At 34.0% G+C, this 19,923-nt stretch carries 21 protein-coding genes; 8 read left to right on the top strand and 13 right to left on the bottom strand.

The window, feature by feature from the left end:
* Positions 1–95: 95 nt before the first annotated feature.
* From WKH56_RS26225 to WKH56_RS26245, 5 genes are all read right to left on the bottom strand, one after another.
* Entirely contained in the window at positions 96–701 is a 606-nt protein-coding gene (locus tag WKH56_RS26225) for an MEDS domain-containing protein (RefSeq protein WP_342836972.1), read from the bottom strand.
* A gap of 714 nt (positions 702–1,415) precedes the next feature.
* On the bottom strand, positions 1,416–1,715 hold the full coding sequence (locus tag WKH56_RS26230) for a hypothetical protein (RefSeq protein WP_221833571.1): 300 nt from the start codon (positions 1,713–1,715) through the stop codon (positions 1,416–1,418).
* A 202-nt stretch (positions 1,716–1,917) separates the two neighbouring features.
* Complete coding sequence (locus WKH56_RS26235) at positions 1,918–2,577, bottom strand: DUF3885 domain-containing protein (protein WP_221833573.1); 660 nt, start codon at positions 2,575–2,577, stop codon at positions 1,918–1,920.
* 216 nt (positions 2,578–2,793) lie between these two features.
* Positions 2,794–3,504 (bottom strand): type II CAAX endopeptidase family protein, encoded by a 711-nt coding sequence (locus tag WKH56_RS26240; RefSeq protein ID WP_221833575.1) that lies wholly within the window; start codon positions 3,502–3,504, stop codon positions 2,794–2,796.
* Positions 3,505–4,224: 720 nt separating this feature from the next.
* Positions 4,225–4,482, bottom strand: a complete 258-nt coding sequence (locus tag WKH56_RS26245; protein ID WP_063247025.1) for a SunI/YnzG family protein — start codon at positions 4,480–4,482, stop codon at positions 4,225–4,227.
* 188 nt (positions 4,483–4,670) lie between these two features.
* On the opposite strand from WKH56_RS26245, the gene WKH56_RS26250 reads away from it, so the two are divergent.
* A complete protein-coding gene (locus tag WKH56_RS26250) occupies positions 4,671–5,141 on the top strand; it encodes a DinB family protein (protein ID WP_063247024.1) in 471 nt (156 codons plus the stop codon).
* Between the two features lie 309 nt (positions 5,142–5,450).
* Here the strand turns inward: WKH56_RS26250 and WKH56_RS26255 are convergent, their stop codons facing one another.
* Positions 5,451–5,894, bottom strand: a complete 444-nt coding sequence (locus WKH56_RS26255; RefSeq protein ID WP_063247023.1) for a hypothetical protein — start codon at positions 5,892–5,894, stop codon at positions 5,451–5,453.
* Between the two features lie 185 nt (positions 5,895–6,079).
* Between WKH56_RS26255 and WKH56_RS26260 the strand changes: the two genes are divergently transcribed.
* Together WKH56_RS26260 and WKH56_RS26265 are read left to right on the top strand one after the other, a co-directional pair.
* Positions 6,080–6,805 (top strand): ZIP family metal transporter, encoded by a 726-nt coding sequence (locus WKH56_RS26260; RefSeq protein ID WP_168760631.1) that lies wholly within the window; start codon positions 6,080–6,082, stop codon positions 6,803–6,805.
* 453 nt (positions 6,806–7,258) lie between these two features.
* Entirely contained in the window at positions 7,259–8,194 is a 936-nt protein-coding gene (locus WKH56_RS26265) for a cation diffusion facilitator family transporter (protein WP_081213958.1), read from the top strand.
* Between the two features lie 333 nt (positions 8,195–8,527).
* On the opposite strand, the gene WKH56_RS26270 is transcribed toward WKH56_RS26265, so the two are convergent.
* A complete protein-coding gene (locus WKH56_RS26270) occupies positions 8,528–8,677 on the bottom strand; it encodes a hypothetical protein (protein WP_155404197.1) in 150 nt (49 codons plus the stop codon).
* 316 nt (positions 8,678–8,993) lie between these two features.
* On the opposite strand from WKH56_RS26270, the gene WKH56_RS35180 reads away from it, so the two are divergent.
* The gene (locus WKH56_RS35180; protein WP_080968571.1) at positions 8,994–9,125 is read left to right on the top strand and encodes a VanZ family protein; all 132 of its coding nucleotides are present in this window, start codon (positions 8,994–8,996) and stop codon (positions 9,123–9,125) included.
* 533 nt (positions 9,126–9,658) lie between these two features.
* Here the strand turns inward: WKH56_RS35180 and WKH56_RS26275 are convergent.
* Positions 9,659–10,162, bottom strand: a complete 504-nt coding sequence (locus WKH56_RS26275; protein WP_063247021.1) for a DinB family protein — start codon at positions 10,160–10,162, stop codon at positions 9,659–9,661.
* Positions 10,163–10,446: 284 nt separating this feature from the next.
* Between WKH56_RS26275 and WKH56_RS26280 the strand changes: the two genes are divergently transcribed.
* Together WKH56_RS26280 and WKH56_RS26285 are read left to right on the top strand one after the other, a co-directional pair.
* Positions 10,447–10,899: a VOC family protein gene (locus WKH56_RS26280; RefSeq protein WP_310884337.1), complete on the top strand. Its 453-nt coding sequence runs from the start codon at positions 10,447–10,449 to the stop codon at positions 10,897–10,899.
* A 203-nt stretch (positions 10,900–11,102) separates the two neighbouring features.
* Positions 11,103–11,576, top strand: a complete 474-nt coding sequence (locus WKH56_RS26285; protein WP_028413794.1) for a hypothetical protein — start codon at positions 11,103–11,105, stop codon at positions 11,574–11,576.
* Between the two features lie 351 nt (positions 11,577–11,927).
* Here the strand turns inward: WKH56_RS26285 and recA are convergent, their stop codons facing one another.
* From recA to WKH56_RS26300, 3 genes are all read right to left on the bottom strand, one after another.
* A complete protein-coding gene (gene recA, locus WKH56_RS26290) occupies positions 11,928–12,965 on the bottom strand; it encodes a recombinase RecA (protein ID WP_063247019.1) in 1,038 nt (345 codons plus the stop codon).
* A gap of 603 nt (positions 12,966–13,568) precedes the next feature.
* On the bottom strand, positions 13,569–15,332 hold the full coding sequence (gene dhaK / locus WKH56_RS26295) for a dihydroxyacetone kinase subunit DhaK (protein WP_310884336.1): 1,764 nt from the start codon (positions 15,330–15,332) through the stop codon (positions 13,569–13,571).
* 1 nt (position 15,333) lies between these two features.
* Entirely contained in the window at positions 15,334–16,467 is a 1,134-nt protein-coding gene (locus WKH56_RS26300) for a glycerol dehydrogenase (protein WP_028413806.1), read from the bottom strand.
* 312 nt (positions 16,468–16,779) lie between these two features.
* On the opposite strand from WKH56_RS26300, the gene WKH56_RS26305 reads away from it, so the two are divergent.
* Positions 16,780–17,823: a PocR ligand-binding domain-containing protein gene (locus WKH56_RS26305; RefSeq protein ID WP_155726306.1), complete on the top strand. Its 1,044-nt coding sequence runs from the start codon at positions 16,780–16,782 to the stop codon at positions 17,821–17,823.
* Positions 17,824–17,961: 138 nt separating this feature from the next.
* Here the strand turns inward: WKH56_RS26305 and WKH56_RS26310 are convergent, their stop codons facing one another.
* Both WKH56_RS26310 and WKH56_RS26315 read right to left on the bottom strand, forming a co-directional pair.
* Positions 17,962–18,768, bottom strand: coding sequence for a carbon-nitrogen family hydrolase (locus tag WKH56_RS26310; RefSeq protein ID WP_221833582.1), 807 nt, complete (start codon positions 18,766–18,768; stop codon positions 17,962–17,964).
* 11 nt (positions 18,769–18,779) lie between these two features.
* A complete protein-coding gene (locus WKH56_RS26315) occupies positions 18,780–19,439 on the bottom strand; it encodes an MBL fold metallo-hydrolase (protein WP_221833583.1) in 660 nt (219 codons plus the stop codon).
* Positions 19,440–19,541: 102 nt separating this feature from the next.
* Between WKH56_RS26315 and WKH56_RS26320 the strand changes: the two genes are divergently transcribed.
* Complete coding sequence (locus WKH56_RS26320; RefSeq protein ID WP_047751227.1) at positions 19,542–19,919, top strand: winged helix-turn-helix transcriptional regulator; 378 nt, start codon at positions 19,542–19,544, stop codon at positions 19,917–19,919.
* Positions 19,920–19,923 lie beyond the last annotated feature (4 nt).

The following is a 19,923-nucleotide window of genomic DNA, read 5'->3' on the forward strand; positions in this document are numbered from 1 at the left end:
TTATAGTGGTAAATAAACTGAATGGATGAAAAGGAGCCATTGATTTCTTTAAAAATAAAAAACGCTTAGTATGATCGATTAAGCGTTTTTTATCTTTATTCCAAATCAGTTAATGGCCGGTATTGTTTAGACGTAATTAAATCACCTTCAATGAGAACATAAGGGTGTGTTTCCATCAGAATAGTTTTGAGATACTCTGGCATTCTCTCTCCTTTGTATGCACAAATCAATGGGAATGAGAGTTTATTCACCGCACTATCCACTATTCTTTCAAAATCTTCGATTAGATGTAAAGGATCTTCCATTGTGCTCCATTCTACATGTGCCCATGACCTGAAAGAAATTTTATTTTCTAAGTAGGGCTGAACGCTCTTATTAAAATAATTAAGAATGGCGGGAGGGTGATAGCTACCACTTGAATAATAGAAATCAAAGTTGTTTATACGATGTATCATTTTCATTTGATCTGTGGTCAATAGTATTTTCAAATGATCATGAATAAAAGGATAAAAACGGTCATTTTCAATAAGAAGAATGCAATCTCCAGCAAAAATCCCCTCTTGGATATAACTTACAACTTGTCGTATATAATTTTCTTGCTGGTCGTAGGAATACAGTATATGAATACTCTTTTGTTCTGCAAACAACTGATTCATTTTACTTTTCAACACATAATCCCTTCTTTCTTCTCGCTCTCTCATTATACTAGGATTATGTAAACAAAATATAGTGGTAACTTATTGAATTTTCAAACAAATAAATAAAACCACATACAGAAGGTGCGCTTTTTATACACTTTTCTAAGCTCTGTCTCAAAGAGAAACCTTGTTAAATCAACGATGTATAAAAATATGCATAAAGTAAAAAACTCTTCTTCCTGCGACCCCTTTTCTATAGAAGTAACATCTAACGTATTTTATTAAAAATATCGTTAACTATTACACACATTGTATAAAAAGTTCATATTTGTCGTCACTAAGTGTAAATAATAAAACTTTAATAATAACTAAAATACTTTAATGTTTACTTAACTAATAATAGAACGAAGATGAGGTTATTTTACACTCGGAGATTTAATCACAATATTTATTTTTAAAGCTATATGTATATGAATCTAAAAATCTGGTCAGACTAATAACGTATTCCCCCTATCCCAATAAATTCCTATCGCGATCATATAATTTTTAGATAGATGCCATATCTCGGGGAGGAGAACAATCGTTAAAAACATCATAAGGGTCATAACAGAAGTGGTCATAAGTAGATGTTTAAGTAATGTATTATCCGTTTTTATCATCATTTTCCCCGAATTGGTCTTTCCAGTTCCAATAACTATCATAAACCTCGTCATGTAGCATTAATTCACTATGTTCATCTTCCAATTCTTGTTCAGGTAATAAGTGCTTTGGTTTTATTTAAAGACCTAGCCAGACTCCATCGTTATCAATTTCAATTTCATTCGGATCTGAAACGCCATCTACTAAACACATAAAATCATGAAATAAGCCCATCATATTATCCTTAACTATTTTTTCAATTGCTTTTATTGATGCTGGCGATAAATTTTCGCTACTTAAACTTAGGGCTTCTTCATCTGTTAAGTTTAGTTCCTGCCAAACGAGTTCTTTATTAATATTAGTTAGTTGGTTACCCATTTGCGAATATTCATGTATAAGTTTCTGCATTTCCATCAACATAGCTTTTCTTGAATCCATCGTTATATCTCCATTCTTTTCTTATTAGTGAAAATTTAATCCCAGTAGTTATAAAGAACTTCCCCTACAGTAATTGGTTTCCAATATGCTATTTGTGCTAATTCTGCATGGTTTAGTTGGTTGTCATTTTTTATTAGAACAGATCCTTTGTTACGCATATATAGTAACCTTTCGTTCAGTGACTCTGCATTTAATAATGTTTTTATTTAAATAAAAGATCTATTTCTTCCCGGTCATAATCTAAAATCCAATAATTATATTCTTCATAAAGAAACTTTATAGATTCTTTATTAGAGGCTAATAAATCACAACCTCGATCATCATACAAATGAAAAATGATTTCTTTAGAAAGATTAACAAAATAAATATCATAACCACTTTGTGGGTTGTTTTTAAGTATGCTAGATGGATGATCAAAGTCTTCATAACAAATAGCTTTTAAGAGTTGTACATATTTTAGTTCTGGTTTCTTACAAGAAAGTGCAAATCGATGAGTGACAGATTGATCATCTGCCTCATCAAATACACTAGGTAAAGGATGATGACTTAATTGATATAGCTTTTCCTTATTTTTTATGTATTTTAAATATACGTTTAAAGGTCTTTTTTGGAGGAAGATATCTTTTTTTATGGAGTGTACATCCGTAACAAGAAGAATCTCATCTTCTTCCTCAAATACTGCTTCAAATAATCGGATTGAACGATAAAATGCTTGCTCTAAATGTTCCTTCTTATAATAAGGTATCAAAGGATCCGATATTTCAAAACGAATGCTATTTTTCCATGAATAAAATAGAGAAGGGCCTAATATTAGTCTTTCAAAATGTTTTTCTAAAAATGAGTGTAGAATATCATGGTTCATATATTTTTCTCCGTGGTTTTTGATTTTATTTTAACATTTTTCTAAGTGAATTCTTTATATACGATATAAAAAGCTCTCTTTATAAATTCTGTTCTCAGAACACATTAAAAAGGAAATTTTATGAAACTTCAATACTCAATTTAAAGGTAGAAATGAATAGTAATAAAAAAAACACCTGAATAATAATTTATTCAAGTATCTCTTGATAATAGTGATTTAATTTTCTTTAATTACACTTGAAGGTCTCTTTTTATTAGGCAAAAAGACAAACTTCGAATCAATAATGAAATGTAGTGCGATAGGAACCCACAAAGAGCCTGTCCCCACAAGAAGAAAAAACATAATGCCACCTAAATAGGAAGTGAATAGTACCCCTTTCCAGCCTTGGTATAGGTGAACAATTCCAAATAACAGACTTGAAATAATTCCAATTGCAACGGTAGATAAATGAAAAGGGAGGTGGTCGAAATAATGAAACATTGCGCCACGAAAAATAATCTCTTCGCAAACTCCTGCTGTAACTGCTACCAAAAGAAAAAACAGCCTTTCCTTGAAGTTTGATGGCAACAGAAATTGAATACTCTCATCACTTAATCCTTCGGAAATTTTCTCTCTAGCATTTTTGGAAAAGGAAATCATAAAAACAATCATTATAATACTAATTCCTGCCCCCACTCCCGCAGACAGTAAAAAATCTTTATCTAAAGAAAATAAAGGTTTTTTAATAGAAAATAAGTTGTTAAACGTGTGTTTAGTCAAAAACCAATAGACTAGAAATATGATGACCAATATCCATTGAGTAATAACAATTTCCCCGTACATTCTCCATTTGTTTAGTTGATTGCTTTTTATTTTCTTTAAATAAAAATAGTCCCATACTGGATACCCTACAATAATTAATAGTAAAAACAGAGTAAGAAATATCATGTTTATCCCCTCTTAGTTGTTAAATATTTTCAAACCCATTTTATTATAACATTGTGATTTTTAGTAATTAGAATAAATTATGTTTTATTTTCCAATTGTAAACAATTAATACTGTAACCATTTTTGTATTGAATATTAACAGAAGACAGGTGTTAACACTGAGACAACTGTCTAGGGTTCCTATTTAATGAGCAAAAGAAGTTCCCCCCTCTCCCAAAAGGTAGGTTCTTTTGTTTTTAAGTTCTATTTAATTTTTTTATACCTCTAGTTTTTATAAACCACGTTATTGGCGCAGATTCAACTATATGGTAAAATGACCCTTTAAAGGATTAATAAAGAAATAGGAGTGTATTTTATTTGTTACATGTAGTAATACCGCTTTTAGTACTAACAACTGTGCTCTACTTTTTCATTTTAAGAGCTAGAATAAAAAAGTAGGTTTTCAACCTAAAGAAATTCTCTCCAGTTTATGTTTTTATATCATATCCATTAATTGTTTTTTATCGATGTGGCTAAATTATAACGGTACAATAAGTTGGGTTGTTAATATGATGTTACTATTACTCGCTGCTTACTTTACAAAGTATTTAAAAGTAAATAAAAATACATAAGATATTTGATTTGTAATTAATATAATGGACTTTATTGGTAGTGAAGCTAAATATTAATAGCCACATCTGTGGTTAGATATGGCCATTATGTATACATAAAAACTATCGATTATGAGTTTATTCTGTTTATGATTGTCGCCCTGTTTGTAGTGAAAAGTATGTAATTTTGCTTCTTAGTTTTAATAAAAATTCGATCAGTTGTTCCATATGGAGGACCTATGCGGATTGCATCAACTGCTTTACCTCCATACGTATCGTCTTCCGTAATCTCAATAATATCTTCTAGTGCAATATTAAATTTAGCAAGTTGCCATTTTATGATTAATTCTTTTTCTGTTTTCTTAACGTCAATTCCCACTGTAAACATATAAACATCCCCTTTTTCCTTATAATTACATTTTAACACACTATAAGAGAAGATAAATTAATGAATACAATATGCCGAGTTAATTAACATAAAACCTATTATAAGAACCATAAACATTTGAAATAATTAGATGTTTCTCTTTTTGATTTGGTAAAATTATCTAAGAAGATAAAAAGGGGGAAGAAAGCATGAGCACAACCGAAATCATATTATTAAACATAAAAGAGATTAGAAGAAGAAGCATAAAGATATGGGAAGCAATTCCTCAAACTGAATTGGATTGGAAGCCAGATAAAGAAGCCATGACATGCATAGAGATGGTTCGACATGTCTTAGAGTCAGAATATTATTATCATCTAGCTATTAAAAATAGGGGTAGCTTAAAAGAATTTGACTCTCCTTTTGAAAAAAAACCATTGATTTGTGTAAAAAGTGAATTGGAATTTGCAGACATATACCATCAACAATTTCTAGAGATGATAAGTACCTTTTCAGATGAGGATTTAACATATATTCAAATAGATCGTTCAGATGTAGGCTATATTCGTTCTTTAGGTGATATGTTATTGCGTATAGGTTATCATGAGTCCGTACACGCAGGACAACTCTTACAGTATTTAAGAACAATGGGAGTTGATCGTCCTAAAGTCTGGGATTAAACAAGTTAAGCGCTTATGTATACCACATATACAAACCCAGTTAACATAATCAGCATTTCAGATTCTAACTGTTTCATTAGAATCTCAACTCTGAGACATATAGTGAAATTTTCACTATACACCGCTTGAAGATATTATAAAGTGCCTTGCTGTCGATAAAAAAGTTCCAATTAATTTGACATTATCCAGTCCCTAGAAACCTAACGCGTTTTCTTTTTCAGGTTTCCATCCAATATGCCATATTCGTTTTGAGAAATTCTTTCACTTTCTGCATAGCTTATAGATTACAATAAGCAATGTCAATTCCCATTAAGTGCCCAAAATGGTGATATACGAGTGTGTTTGACATACCTTTGTTATCCACACTGTAAATTCGTTAATCATGTTAATTAACTCACGAATGTACTGGTTTTTGTGATGATCAAACTGTTTGTACGTTTCCTCCACTTTGCTAAAATCAATCCATTTCTTTAGTTTAATCATAGGCGGGTTGGTGCTCAAAAAATACGCGAGTTCTTGCAGCTGATTACTGATTCTCAGCCATGTTTCTGCTTTGATTTCTGTCACTTGGGTAGGTTGATACTGTGGCACATACTTGCAAATCGTGGTGTAGAAATAAGCAAAAGCTTCATCAGCAAAATAGACCGATTCTTTATTCCAATACTTTGCATTGTACTCACCTGGCTTCACTTCGATATAATAAGCATTTTCGACCTTGTCCACGTTGGTTATCATTTCAAAAGGAGATTCCATAGTAACACCTCTTCTTTAGATAACGTTAGTATGTCCGTTTTTATTAGTGATTCACCTAAAAATCACTCCCAAGTTAATATCATGTAATTTTATTTTTTTAACCATTTATAAAACATAGGTATGATTGCCCTTCCTTTGAATAGGTTAGTTGAAAAAAAACATATAGCCGAAAGGAAGTAGCAATTATGCATATAGAAATAAATACCTTATTTACTTTAGGTTCTTTAATGGGTTTATTAGTAGGTGGAGGACTTCTTAAATTAGTTAGTCACCTGTCACGAGGTAGAATTCAGTTTATGTATGCGATATGTGGAGGAATCTTATTAGGGTTGTTATTTTTTGATATCCTTCCTTCCACATCGCATCTGTATGATTTAAAAGGCGTTCTATTAGGCATCGTAGCAGGATATATCGTTATGCTATGCATTGACCTCTTTTTGCATAAAACAAATAGTGCAATTTCACCTTTTCAGTCACTTATTTTATTAACGGCTGCAATCTTTTTTCATAATATTATTACAGGAATTACCTTTGGGATAACAGATCTACATCAGTCAACTTCCGTATTCGTAGCTACCCTCTTACACCAAATTCCAGAGGGTATGGCCCTGATGACGGTGCTCTCCATAGCAAAAATACCTAACGTCTTCTTTTTATTCATTATAGTCCTTCTATCACTATCTTTGGGTGGGAGTCTATTACTTGGAGAAAATGTACAAGCTTCCTCGCTTAAAATACAAGCCTTATCTACCGGAGGAGCAATTGGCACCCTATCTTTTGTTATTTTTCATGAAATAATAGGAAAGGCCATTAGTCACTTCAGAAACCTACATGTATGGCTATTAATATCGCTAGGAGTACTAATTATTTATATTTATCACTATTCCCTTTCACTATTTCATAGTCATTAAACTTATATAGAAAATTTTAGAGATCTTAATTTATAAGGTCTCTTTTTTTATTCTTATAAGATTAATCATATTACATAAGAAATTCAAAAGTCGTGATCCGATTTTTTTCTGATTTGTTAAAAAGAAGTATGAGATTGATTTGGAAACAGCTTTTGAGTGACATAAATGATTTTTGATGAAGTTGAAAATACTAAAACAAATGGTCAAATTAAATCTTTAAATGATGAAGCTTCTGTTAGGGTTTCCCAGAACTTAAAAGCACCATCCCATCATAAAAGAATTAACATTCTGTATCTACTGTCTTAAAAGGAATCTTTAGTATATAAGGCTTTCGGGGATTTAAAGATCCACCCATTGAGTTTTTTGAATAAACTACTTTTAGTGAAATCCAGAACAAGAGAAATAACGTTTTTTCAAACAATGATCATGTTTTTGCAGCAAGGAGAGATTTTTATGGGAAACAACCACAATCACGACCACGGAGATGTATTTCACTCCCATGCTCCGATTGGGAAAATGAAATTAGCATTTTTTCTTACTTTAATTATCCTGGTAGTCGAATTAATTGGAGGATTCATTTCACACAGCTTAGCCCTACTTTCTGATGCTGGACATGTACTTACAGATATTGCAGCCATAGGGCTATCGTGGTTTGCTATGCACCAAGCCCAAAAGCCAGCTTCGGAAAATTTCACTTACGGGTATCACCGTTCAGGGATACTAGCTGCTTTTATTAATGCCATGACGTTAATTGTTATTGCTGTTGTCATACTATACGAAGCGATTGATCGCTTTAAGGATCCCCAACCAGTGGGAAGTACATGGATGTTCATTAGTGCATCTGTTGGTTTAGCCATGAACCTTTACTTAGGTCTTGGCTTAAGGAAGGAAGACAACATCAATGTGAAAAGCGCCGTACTTCATATGATTGGGGATGCAATGGCTTCGGCAGGAGTTATTATCGGAGGACTTATTATCCTATTCACTGGCTGGAATATCGTAGATCCAATCCTAAGTGTTCTTATTGCATTCTTAATTGCTTTGGGCGCATGGAAAATTGTAAAGCAGACAATAGGAATTTTAATGGAAGGTACACCGAAAGGAATCTCTTTAGAAAAAGTAATGGAAACAATTCATGCAGTTAAAGGTGTACTAAATGTCCACGATTTACATGTTTGGAGTATAACTAGTGGGAAAAATGCATTATCCTGTCATGTGGTGTTAAATAATCAAATAAGTTTCCTGGAAAGTCAGGTCATATTAAGAGAAATTGAATCCAAACTTCAACATCAAGAAATTGAGCATGCGACTATCCAGTTAGAAAACGAAGAGCACCCTCATGATGATTCAGCTATTTGCTCTACCACCAAACGTGAAGGTCATTACTAATACAATTTGGTGTTTTTATATGTGTAAACCCTGAAGAATATTGCTGTCGATAATAAACTAAATGTATAGGTCAACAGACAAAAAAATCATGACTCATTTTTACGAATTATTATTTCCCAGCTCTTTCTTACATTATGAATGAGTTTTTGTGTTTTTAAAAAGATATATTTTCACGAACAAAATATTCAAATCTATTGCAGAGTGTTAAAGAAATTATTATCGTTAATAAAATAAAAAGCCATCTAGTATTTGAAGTAAAGGTGGCTTTTTACTATAATATGCACGTCCAGACATACATACTATATCTTTTCATACAATCACATGTAAAAAAGACTAGAAGAATTTAAAGAAAGTATTAATAATAAAAATCACACTTAAAAGTGCAATAAAAACAATCAATTCAATTGTTTCCTCACTATCTTTTATTTTATACTTTAAATCTCTATCTTTAAGCTGTATGTTTTTCTTATATCCTAATTCCATATGATTAATTCCTTCCCTTTATGTATTCGTTTTAATTGGCATGTTTACTATTTGGCTTGTTTCCACATATAAGTTAGCACCCTCTATACTGTGTTCTTATGCTAATGTATTCTCTACTTTAGCTGTTATATTATGAGCAGCGTCTACTCCCAAGATGGAATTTGCGAGAATGGAGATATCTACTACGGGACTCCATAATGTTTTCTCTCTTTTATCCTAACAAAGCAAGTTCAAGTGGGTCTATAGCAACCTTTTTGAAGGATTCTATAAAAATAAACCCCTATCAAGAAAGTTTCGTTAAGTAAAAAAAGTAACAATCTTAGATTTATCTGTTACATGTTTAATTGAATTTATTCAATATTTCATGGGACGTAGCTTAGATATAGGCGATGTTCTATTTAATATGTTTGGAACAGTTATAAGTTATGTGGTTCTTTTAATAAAATAAGCAAGCCAGTAAAATAAAAAAGGACGACTATATAGATAGATGCCTTTTTATTCTAATAAGCTGGTTGATGGTAACTAGGTATATAATTTATAAAACAGAACAACCTACTGCTCCTATACAGTAGGTTGTTCTGTTGGGAATACGTTATTAGTCTGGCCAGATTTGTAGATTCATATACATATAACTTTAAAAATAAACATTGTGATGACTCTGTTTTTAAAAAGCAACCTTACTTAAGTTTTTTTAGTTAAGTAATTGATAAAGTATTTTATTTATTATTTATTTTTTACTATTTACACTTAGTGACGACAAAATAGTTTTTTACAAATTTTACCAAATCGATATTGCTAAATACCACTGAATTTAACGCTCATTCCGTTATCTAGATGAAATAAGAAGATACCTTTTCCTCAGAGTCCATTAGAAGAAATATTTTTTTCATTAAAACCCTCCAACTTATATTTATGGGTTTATTTCTCTGAAAAGACAACAACAATAATTTAGTGGATAGCGTAACAACATTTCTTAATTTATTATTTGAAAGGTTCTTTTTCAGGTAATCCCAATATGTCCGTATTTTTAGGTGTATGCCCTAATAGACGTAACATAACTACAATTTGTCCTTTATGATGTGATTCGTGAGTAATTGAATGGGTAAGCAATTGACGAGGTGTCTTTCTTACAAAACCACTGTTTGCTCTCCAAGCAAGTTCTTTTTCGATAGACTCATCAAATCTATCTGTGAATTGCTCCAATACTTTTTCTACATATCTATCAGCCTGTTGAAAATAATGCTGAATATCGTCTATTTTCATAGTATTAATTACTTCTTTTGTGAATAGTGGTGATGATGTTTCTGAAAGCACAAAAGAACCTAACCAAGCATGGTAGCAACCTGCCACATGAACTAGAGAATCTCTAATATTTTGAAAACCAAATGCAAACTCTTTCGTCAAGTCACCTTCACTCAATTCTCTACACTGCTCTAATAAAGTTTGTCGTGCTTGTTTTACCCATTCATATTCTAGCTTTTCCATAACAATCCCACCTCTCAGACATATAATGAAAAATTATTCTTTACTATACACTCTTTAGAATTATTATTACACCCATTTTTTCATTAATTAGTTAAGTAAATGATAAAGTACTTCGTGTATTAATGACAAATAGATCATTTTTCTACAAAAAATATAAAGTATACAACAAATATGGCCTAGTGACAGGATAGGAATGTTTTGTTTGAAAGGGATTTGTAACTTTTAAATAGAATGATTATGAAAATGGACAGATAATAAAATTTTACACATAAGGAGATAAAACTATGGAAAAAAACAACCTACTAAGAATGGACAATGTCAGCATCGTTGTAGAATCCCTTGATGACGCAATTTCTTTCTTTAAGGAGATTGGCTTGAGTCTCGAAGGGTGGGCCACCGTCGAAGGTCAATGGGGTGGCCGCGTAACGGGATTGGGTTCTCAGCGTGTAGAGATTGCGATGATGGTCACCCCGGATGGTCACAGTCGGATTGAACTTTCGCGATTTCTCAGCCCACCTACTATATCAGATCACCGGAATGCTCCTGTAAACGCTCTCGGCTATCTACGCGTCATGTTCACTGTTGAACACATTGACGAAATGGTATCCAGACTTACTAGATATGGCGCTCAGCTCGTTGGCGAAGTGGTTCAGTACGAGGACTCGTATCGCCTCTGCTACATTCGTGGAGTAGAAGGACTTTTAATCGGTTTGGCAGAGCAACTCAGTAACAAATAAGTAAGTGACGTTTTATAAAAGTCTTTACTGAAATGTACGTTTAACCTATCTGAATCTTCAATAGATCGAGATTATTTTCAGGTTTTTTCAAACCTTTATTTTACTTTTTTGCCCCCTATATATACTTAATTATGGAATTTTTGTTTTAATATTCATAAAAAGGGTATTTGTTCTAAGAATCAACTAAAATAGGAGGAGATCAAATGAGAAGAGCGAAACAAGCTGTTGTAGCTTCTGCTGTAGGTTTAGCTATGTTAGCGACGCCATTAGCTCTACCGAATTTAGGAGGTTCTGCTGGCTCCGCAGAAGCTGCAGAAGTTGGAGGAGACGTAGCGATTGATCCAGTAGCCATAGGACAAGCGATTGCAGATGCGGCTAAAACTGCCGACAATCGAAGTGGTTTTGTTAAGGGAGCGATGGAAAAAGCTTTCTTTGAATCGGGTCAGCAGTATAATGTGATAGTAATGAATTTAAGTCAAGGTTATAATTCCGACCAGTTACAAGGTGTTCAATATTTTGATACGGTAGATTATGATGGTATAACGTTCGGGGTCTGGATATTTGAAGAAGGAACGTTTATTAATGAAGGTGATGGAGGTTATGATAACTGGGCCTTTAGAGGTTGGTTTGAACGCACGGGGGACGATGAGAAAACGGTCAACTTCCATAGACCTTGATCTAATTAAACAGAACCCTATTTAATTAAATAGGGTTCTGTTTGTTTGCTATAAGAATTTTTCTGTTTAAAGAGATTGCAATAAAAAGTCTAGTATAGCGCTTTAGACAACAGTATCTCAATTAGAAATCTTGTTCCTTCCACAGTAGCCCAATTTTTTGTTTTCTCTGAAAAACCTTTTCTAGATAACGTTCCGTTATTTTACGATCACTGTGGCCAAGCTCCTTTTGAATTAAGACAATATCAGCTCCCTGCTGGCTACTATAAATCGCATAAAATGACCAAAATAATGAAGTGAAATCAGTGAAATGGATGGGCTTGAAGCTGCCGGGAAAGGCATTTTAAGCTTTTATTAGCTTTCGTTTTCACTATCGTTATCGTTATCAATATCATTATCGTTGTCAGTATTACCATATTTAAAATCGATAATGTTTTTTCTAATTTCTTCTCTGATTTCAGGGTTTTCTTTTAAGAAAACCTTAGCGTTTTCTCGTCCCTGCCCTAAACGTTCCCCATTATAAGAAAACCAAGATCCAGACTTTTGAACAATATCTACTTCAGAACCAATATCTAAGATTTCTCCTTCTCTTGAGATACCTTCTCCATACATAATATCTACTTCAGCAATGCGGAAAGGAGGTGCCATCTTATTTTTGACTACTTTAATTCTTGTTTTGTTACCAACTATGTCATTTCCCAGTTTAAGTTGTTCAGCGCGGCGAACCTCAAGGCGAACGGAAGAATAGAATTTTAGTGCTCTTCCACCTGGCGTTGTTTCCGGATTTCCAAACATAACGCCTACTTTCTCCCTGATTTGATTGATGAAGATAGCAATGGTTTTAGACTTATTAATTGCTCCAGATAGTTTACGAAGGGCTTGAGACATCAAGCGAGCTTGTAGACCTACATGAGAATCTCCCATTTCCCCTTCAATTTCTTTTTGCGGAACTAATGCTGCTACTGAGTCAACAACAATAATATCTACAGCACCACTTCTAACTAATGCTTCAGCAATTTCAAGTGCCTGCTCACCAGTATCTGGTTGAGATAACAGTAACTCATCAATATCTACACCTAGTTTTCTTGCGTAAACTGGATCAAGTGCGTGTTCAGCATCAATAAAGGCAGCTCGACCTCCATTTTTTTGTACTTCTGCAATCGCATGTAAGGAAACTGTTGTTTTACCTGAGCTTTCGGGTCCGTACACTTCCATGATTCTTCCTTTTGGATAACCATTAATTCCAAGAGCGATATCTAAAGCTAATGAACCTGAGCTAGATGCCTCAACTTTTGTATGTGTGCCTTCCCCCATCTTAATAATTGATCCTGTACCGAATTGTTTTTCAATTTGTTTTAGAGCCATATCTAGTGCTGCTTGTTTATCATTCATAATTTAAAACCTCCGATTGTTAGTACGTTTACAGTAAACGACAATGTATATGGATAAATAATAAGGATTGGCTCAAATGTTTTTGCTCCGTGCGAGAAAATTTTGTGTTTAACTGTCTTGGTTTATTCTATTGTTCCTTTATTTATCTCTAAACCCTTAATATCGAACGAATGTTCCTATTTTGTAATCATACAATAAACGCATCTAGTTGTAAAGGAGAAAGTTTTGTACAAACCAGCCAAAGAAATATCTTTTTTGTAAAAAGTAGGTTTATGCTTTTAATATTTATAGTTATTGAAATTTTAATTTATAAAATAATCCTTATTATAGGAACAAAAAACAATTCATTCTCTTGTATACATTATTCCGGGAGACATGCTAAAAACGAGCCCTTGATAATCAAGGGCTCGTTCACTTTATGTTTTTCTTTTTTATCCTTGAAATACTATTGGTTATTGTGCATTTTTACTACATCTAAATTAAACTCGGTTGCAAAAACTTGTTGTTGTGCCCCATAAAAAAATCCCCCTCCAAATATAGTGTAACCCTCACTCTCAAAGAGTAATTTCTTTACACTATACTTAGAGGAGATAATACCAAATTTTACTGTTTTTCTTGCATTACTTGAGCTACTTCAGTAAAAATTACACCTAATCCATGTGCACCTGCGTCCGGATAACCAAGGCTTCTTTCTCCAACCGTACCAGCACGCCCCATACGTGCAACAATCTGTTCAGTTGATTTTGCTCCTTCAACAGCAGCTTCTGCTGCTTTGACAAGAGCATGTTTCAATCTTTCATCCTCAGCAGCACTTGATGTTAACGTATCTGCATAAGGTACTAAAGCATCGATTAAAGTTTTATCTCCTACAACAGCTCCACGTCCAAAAGAACGTTCTCCTGTTGCTTGAATGCCTTTTACAGACGCTTGGATCATTTCAGCAAATTCTGTTAAAGTCAGTTCGGTTTTAGATTCGGTGTTCTTTCCAGCCGCACGAAATGCTGATCCCCAAATAGGACCTGATGCCCCGCCACAATGCTCCATGATAACGATGGAACAAGCCTCTAAGAAGTTGCCAATATCATTTGATTTATTTTCTAGAATTTCGTGCCATTCAGCTTTCAACTGTTTGAACCCTTTAGCAACACTCATACCAAAGTCTCCGTCACCAGCATGGGAATCTAATTCACAAAACGGTATTTCATTTCTAATAATACATTCACTCATTTGGTCTACCATAAAAATAATATTATTCAACGTCAATCGATTTTCCGTTACTACGGAATATTCTTTGTTGGTTTGCACCTCATAAGACACTTTCGGGGCCTCTACGCTACCGATGATTTCATCATAAGTGACAGCTGGTACTTCACCTTTGATTTTTAACGCAGGAGTATCGCACTCTTCAGATAGGAGACTCTTTAAGTTTTCATCTAATTTCATAATCGAAATAGAAGCACCGGCCATATCAATGGCTGTCATATAGTTTCCGACAAACGTTCTTGCAATCGTTACTTTTCTACGTGACAATTCACGAATGACAGAATGATTTAATAAATACAGTTCTTGAAGAGGTGTGCTTCCAAATCCATTAATTAGGACAGCCACTTCTCCTTTTCCATCTTCTATCCCTATTTCTTTTAATAATGCCGTTACCATGCGCTCTGCAAGTTCGTCTGCTGAAACAATTTTTTCACGACGGATACCAGGTTCTCCATGAATGCCAACGCCAAATTCCATCTCATCTTCTGCAATCTCGAAAGTAGGAGTTCCTTTAGCGGGAACTGTACAAGAAGTTAATCCAATACCAATGCTTTTAACATTCGCAATAGCGCTTTCTGCTGCCTCTTTCACTTTTGATAGATCATATCCGCGTTCTGCTGCAGCACCTGCTATTTTATGGACAAGAACAGTACCAGCCACTCCACGTCTTCCAACTGTATATAAACTGTCCTGTACAGCGATATCATCATCTACTTTTACATAATCCACTTGAATTCCATCTTCTTCAGCTAGATAAGCAGCATTCTTGAAATTCATCATGTCACCACTGTAGTTCTTAATCACGAGTAAAGTTCCCTTATCGCTAGCAGTTTCTTTAATGGCTTGATAAATCTGTATTTGAGAAGGTGAGGCAAATACATCACCACAAACTGCTGCATCTAACATACCCTTCCCGACATACCCAGCATGAGCAGGTTCATGTCCACTGCCGCCCCCGCTAATTATGCTTACTTTATTTTTGTTAATTTGTTCTTTTTTAATGATTTTATATTTTTCAATTAAACTCAGTTCCTGATGTGCTAGAACCATCCCTTTACACATCTCAAGTACGACATCTTCTGGTTTATTAATAATTTTTTTCATCTTATATCAACCTCTTCTTATAATCATTTCCAATTTGATCTGCTGCAAGGATAGCTGCAGCTACTGACTCTGGAGTAACAGGGAATGGCATAGAATAAATAGATTCCTCTGGAATACAAGCTTTGTTAGCTACTTCCATTAACTCTTCTTGTGTAATTTGTTCTACTCCAATATCAGCAAGACAAACTGGGAGTCCTACTGCTAAACAGAAATCTAACACTTCTTCTATTTCCTCAGTTGGCGCATTTTCCAATACCAATTGTGCTAATGTACCAAAAGCTACTTTTTCACCGTGGAAGTAGTGGTGCGCACTTTCTAAAAGAGTAAGCCCATCATGAATGGCATGTGCTCCAGCTAATCCACCACTTTCAAACCCTAATCCTGATAATAAGATATTGGCTTCAATAATGTTTTCTAAGGCTGGAGTAACAACATTATGATCGCTTGCTGCTTTTGCTTTAACTCCGTCCTCTAATAGAGTGTTGTAGCAATGTTCTGCTAAAACTAGCGCTGCATTTGTACCTTTTGCTGGTGCACATACGTCCTCACGCACTCCACAAGGTAATCCAGCATTTACATTAGAGAAAGAACGTGCTGTTGCTCTTGCTTCGAAATAAGTAGATAACGCATCCCCCATACCAGATACTAAGAATCTAGTAGGTGCATTAGCAATGACTGTTGTATCAATTAATACAACACTTGGGCTTTGCTTAAAGTATGCGTAATCATCAAAAGCACCCTCTGGTGTATAGATAACTGCGGAATGACTTGTAGGTGCATCCGTAGCAGCAATTGTTGGGACGATAATTAACCCTTCTCCCTCTGCTACACATTTTGCCGTATCAATTGCCTTACCGCCACCTAAACCAATTGTACAATCACAGTTGTTTTCTTTTGCTATTTCCTGCAATCTAGAAATTTCTGGTCTTGAACATTCGCCATTGAATCCGCCTTCAAAAAATGTAATACCATATTTTTCTGCTGTTGCATCTAATTTGCCTTGTACACGTTTAATGTCTTCAGGATGTGCTATTAAAAGTGCAGAGGTACCAAATGTTTTCACAAAATAACCTAAATTTAAAATCTCATCTTCACCTTGAATGTATTTTGAAGGACTAATAAATGCTTTTCTCATAAATAAAACCTCCTAATTAACTTTGTAATCCCTTACAATCGGAATTTTACTATCTTTTGTGTAAGATTACATTAGTCTTAAATGACGAGTTTTTACAACTTTTTATCGTATTTTTTTGCTCTCTTCATTTAATATGGTATTATTATGACATTATTTCAGGTGAAAATACTACTAGGTTCACGTTGAAAAGAGGTTACCTTTATCACTTAACACTCTTTTATTTTACAAACTCAGGAATAAAATAAAGGTATTCTCAAGTAGGTAATCCAAACTACCACAAGGGAAGTAGAAGCAAGGGAGATAAAAACATCATTGAAAACTACTTACATGAATTTAGATAAAATACTAGATTTAAAAAAATGGCGAAATCTTCAAGATTCACTTGCGCTTGTTACAAAACTAGCGATTGTCACTGTTAACTATAAAGGAGTGCCCATTTCTCAACACAGTGGTGTACGTCCGTTTTGTGAGACTATGCGTAAAGATCCTACTACAGCAAAACTTTGTGAAAAGTGCGATGCGCGGGGAGGATTAGAGGCAGTTAGAACCAATGCTCCTTATATCTATTTATGCCACTGGAATATTGTCGATATTGCCATTCCCATTATAATTGATGATAAATATGTAGGCGCTATCATGGCGGGAGAAGTAAAAATTGAGGATGGTGACAAACATCCTCAATTAGAACAAATGCTTACTGTTCCATCGAAAGGATTTGAACAGAAGTTAAATAATAATGAAGAAATACAGCATCTATATGATTCTATTCCTACTCTATCCTATACAGAAATTAACGAAGCTGCTCAAATGTTATATAGGCTTTGTAACTACATTGTAGAGGAAGCTATGAATAAAAACTTAATTTTAGAAGTATATGAAAAGATGGCTCCAGTAAAAGAGGACCTTTCTACTGAAGATATTTCTTACGGTTATTCTCTAGATAATATTCAAAATATAAAAAAGGAATTAGCCAACACAGTTACTAATGCTTATGTAAAAACGTCTATTAACGATCACTTAGTTTGTAAAAACAAAGTATTACAGCCAGCCTTTGACTACATTTATAAACATAAAAGAGAAAAAATATCTCAGCAAAAGATGGCTGATTTATGTCACATTAGCACAGGTTATTTCAGCCGTATATTTACCAAGGAAACGGGTATGAATTTTTCTGTTTTTATTTCGCTCAAAAAAATAGAGTGGTCCAAGCAATTATTAGAAGAAACGGATTTGTCTATTGCACAGATTAGCGATGAATTAGGTTTTAATGATCCTGGATATTACATCAAGACATTTAAAAAATATGAAAATATAACTCCTAACGTCTATCGGAAATATTATCAAGAAAAGATGTAGAGTTTTCAGTCCTGACGTAAGAAACATATAACTTTTCCATACTGATACTAGTATTCTAAAAAGGGTGCTTTTCAGTATGGAAAAGCAATGAGACACAGTCATGTGCTGGCCTTTACGCTATAAATAATATATAAATCTCTATTCCGCACGCTTATAAACATTGGGTCTCAGGCCTTCAAATATTGGGATGTTTTTTTGTTGTTCTGTAACTTTCTGTATATGGATTTCTGCTGTTATGATTTCTTCTTTGTCTCTCCCCTCTTCTATAATGTTTCCATTTGGATCGATGACCATTGAATGTCCAGCGTATGTGTTGCCGACATGATTTTTATGATTCACATTCCCCACGCTGTTACATGCAATGACGTATACACCATTTTCTATAGCTCGTGCTTTCAATAGTGTTTTCCAATGGTCTATATTTTTAATAGTCCATTGTGCAACGTAGAATACAATTTTTGCACCTTGAGAAGCCGGAAAGCGTGTGATTTCTGGAAAACGTAAATCGTAACATATAATTTGACTAGTTTTGATACCGTTAATTTTGAATACTTCCGGTACTTCATCTCCACCTGTTAAATAATGATGTTCATCTAACATCGGCACGAGATGTATCTTATCTTTTTGGTAGAGTAGCTCCCCTGTTTTTGATACCGCAAAGGCCGTATTATAAATGTTTTTATTCCTTTTATTTGAGACTGAACCTGCAATGATATTCACCTGATGCTCGGTTGCTAAACTTTGGATAAAAGGAAAAGCCCTCTGTAAGTCAATATCAGCTTTTTGTGCTACATTTTTTAAATCATAACCAGTGTTCCACATTTCAGGTATTACAACAATTTCCGTATCTATATCCAGCTTTTCTGCAAATAAGGATACAATACGGTTTTCGTTTTGCTTAACTTCTCCTTCAATAATCTCCATTTGAAATAATTGTATTTTCATGTTTTTCCCTCTTATTCATAGATAAATTTATAAATAGAATATAAATCATTGCTGTATTTGACATCTTCGCCATGTGAAGAAGAAATAATAGAGGGTTTAATTTTATCTATAATTCGCCCGCTATTAATATTTTCATCCATATCAACTGTGAACTTTCGAATCGGTGGATGTAAGGATTCAGCATTAGAAAAAAATAAGTCTCCAGTTAGCAGCACATTGTCATCTTTATGATGGTATATGACATGTCCTGGGGTATGGCCGGGTGTTAGATATACGTCTACGGGTAACGTTTTAATGATATTGTCACTTAAACCTTCAACTTGATGTTCTACACCTGTTGTTTCTTTTTCTGCCTTGTTTGGATACGGTTTTTCGCCATTGATAAAAGGCGTTTCAATTTCGTGTGCGTAAATAGGAATATTTAAATGATCTTTTAAATACTTGGCACCATTAATGTGATCCAAATGGCCATGTGTCAGCAAGATACTCTTGGGAATACCTAAAGATTTTGCTGCATTCAACTGCGCATATGCATAGTCTTCCATTCCGGTATCGATGAGATAAACATCCTCACCATCCACTATGTACCATGTATTGATCTTAACTCGGATACCAACGACGGTTTCATAAGTGAGCCTATAAACATGTTCAGATATTTGAACCAATTCCAATTCATACACCTTCTTCTGATTTATTTGATATCATAAGTGTAGTCAGAAAAAATAGGAGTAACAAGAAGGCACAAATTTGTTACTCCCCATTGAGGTGAGGAAATGTCAGAGTTTAAAAGTGATCAATACGGCCCTTGTACGTTAACTGTAAAGCAAGCCTGTCCAATTGAATTAGCGATGCATATTATGGGCGGTAAATGGAAAGGCATTATTTTGTCTTTGTTATCAAAGTCACCTATGTATTATAATGCAATGCGCCGTGAAATACCGGGTATTACTCAGCGCATCCTTACACTCCAGCTTCGCGATATGGAAAAAGACGGATTAATAGAAAGAGAAGAAACAAACGATAACCCTAAAAGAGTTTTATATTATTTAACAGAGCTTGGAGAAAGTTTTATCCCAATACTTAAATCTTTAGAGAAATGGGGCAATGCTTATATAAGCAAGCAGGAAGAAGGAATAAAAGAGTCTCAATAATTAA

The organism is Priestia sp. SB1 (genome assembly GCF_038898415.1).

What these genes read in the sequence shown, in the direction of transcription:
- WKH56_RS26225 (WP_342836972.1), bottom strand. Translation starts at nt 701, where the DNA reads ATGAGAGAGCGAGAAGAAAGAAGGGATTATGTGTTGAAAAGTAAAATG.
- WKH56_RS26230 (WP_221833571.1), bottom strand. Translation starts at nt 1,715, where the DNA reads ATGGATTCAAGAAAAGCTATGTTGATGGAAATGCAGAAACTTATACAT.
- WKH56_RS26235 (WP_221833573.1), bottom strand. Translation starts at nt 2,577, where the DNA reads ATGAACCATGATATTCTACACTCATTTTTAGAAAAACATTTTGAAAGA.
- WKH56_RS26240 (WP_221833575.1), bottom strand. Translation starts at nt 3,504, where the DNA reads ATGATATTTCTTACTCTGTTTTTACTATTAATTATTGTAGGGTATCCA.
- WKH56_RS26245 (WP_063247025.1), bottom strand. Translation starts at nt 4,482, where the DNA reads ATGTTTACAGTGGGAATTGACGTTAAGAAAACAGAAAAAGAATTAATC.
- WKH56_RS26250 (WP_063247024.1), top strand. Translation starts at nt 4,671, where the DNA reads ATGAGCACAACCGAAATCATATTATTAAACATAAAAGAGATTAGAAGA.
- WKH56_RS26255 (WP_063247023.1), bottom strand. Translation starts at nt 5,894, where the DNA reads ATGGAATCTCCTTTTGAAATGATAACCAACGTGGACAAGGTCGAAAAT.
- WKH56_RS26260 (WP_168760631.1), top strand. Translation starts at nt 6,080, where the DNA reads ATGCATATAGAAATAAATACCTTATTTACTTTAGGTTCTTTAATGGGT.
- WKH56_RS26265 (WP_081213958.1), top strand. Translation starts at nt 7,259, where the DNA reads ATGGGAAACAACCACAATCACGACCACGGAGATGTATTTCACTCCCAT.
- WKH56_RS26270 (WP_155404197.1), bottom strand. Translation starts at nt 8,677, where the DNA reads ATGGAATTAGGATATAAGAAAAACATACAGCTTAAAGATAGAGATTTA.
- WKH56_RS26275 (WP_063247021.1), bottom strand. Translation starts at nt 10,162, where the DNA reads ATGGAAAAGCTAGAATATGAATGGGTAAAACAAGCACGACAAACTTTA.
- WKH56_RS26280 (WP_310884337.1), top strand. Translation starts at nt 10,447, where the DNA reads ATGGAAAAAAACAACCTACTAAGAATGGACAATGTCAGCATCGTTGTA.
- WKH56_RS26285 (WP_028413794.1), top strand. Translation starts at nt 11,103, where the DNA reads ATGAGAAGAGCGAAACAAGCTGTTGTAGCTTCTGCTGTAGGTTTAGCT.
- recA (WP_063247019.1), bottom strand. Translation starts at nt 12,965, where the DNA reads ATGAATGATAAACAAGCAGCACTAGATATGGCTCTAAAACAAATTGAA.
- dhaK (WP_310884336.1), bottom strand. Translation starts at nt 15,332, where the DNA reads ATGAAAAAAATTATTAATAAACCAGAAGATGTCGTACTTGAGATGTGT.
- WKH56_RS26300 (WP_028413806.1), bottom strand. Translation starts at nt 16,467, where the DNA reads ATGAGAAAAGCATTTATTAGTCCTTCAAAATACATTCAAGGTGAAGAT.
- WKH56_RS26310 (WP_221833582.1), bottom strand. Translation starts at nt 18,768, where the DNA reads ATGAAAATACAATTATTTCAAATGGAGATTATTGAAGGAGAAGTTAAG.
- WKH56_RS26320 (WP_047751227.1), top strand. Translation starts at nt 19,542, where the DNA reads ATGTCAGAGTTTAAAAGTGATCAATACGGCCCTTGTACGTTAACTGTA.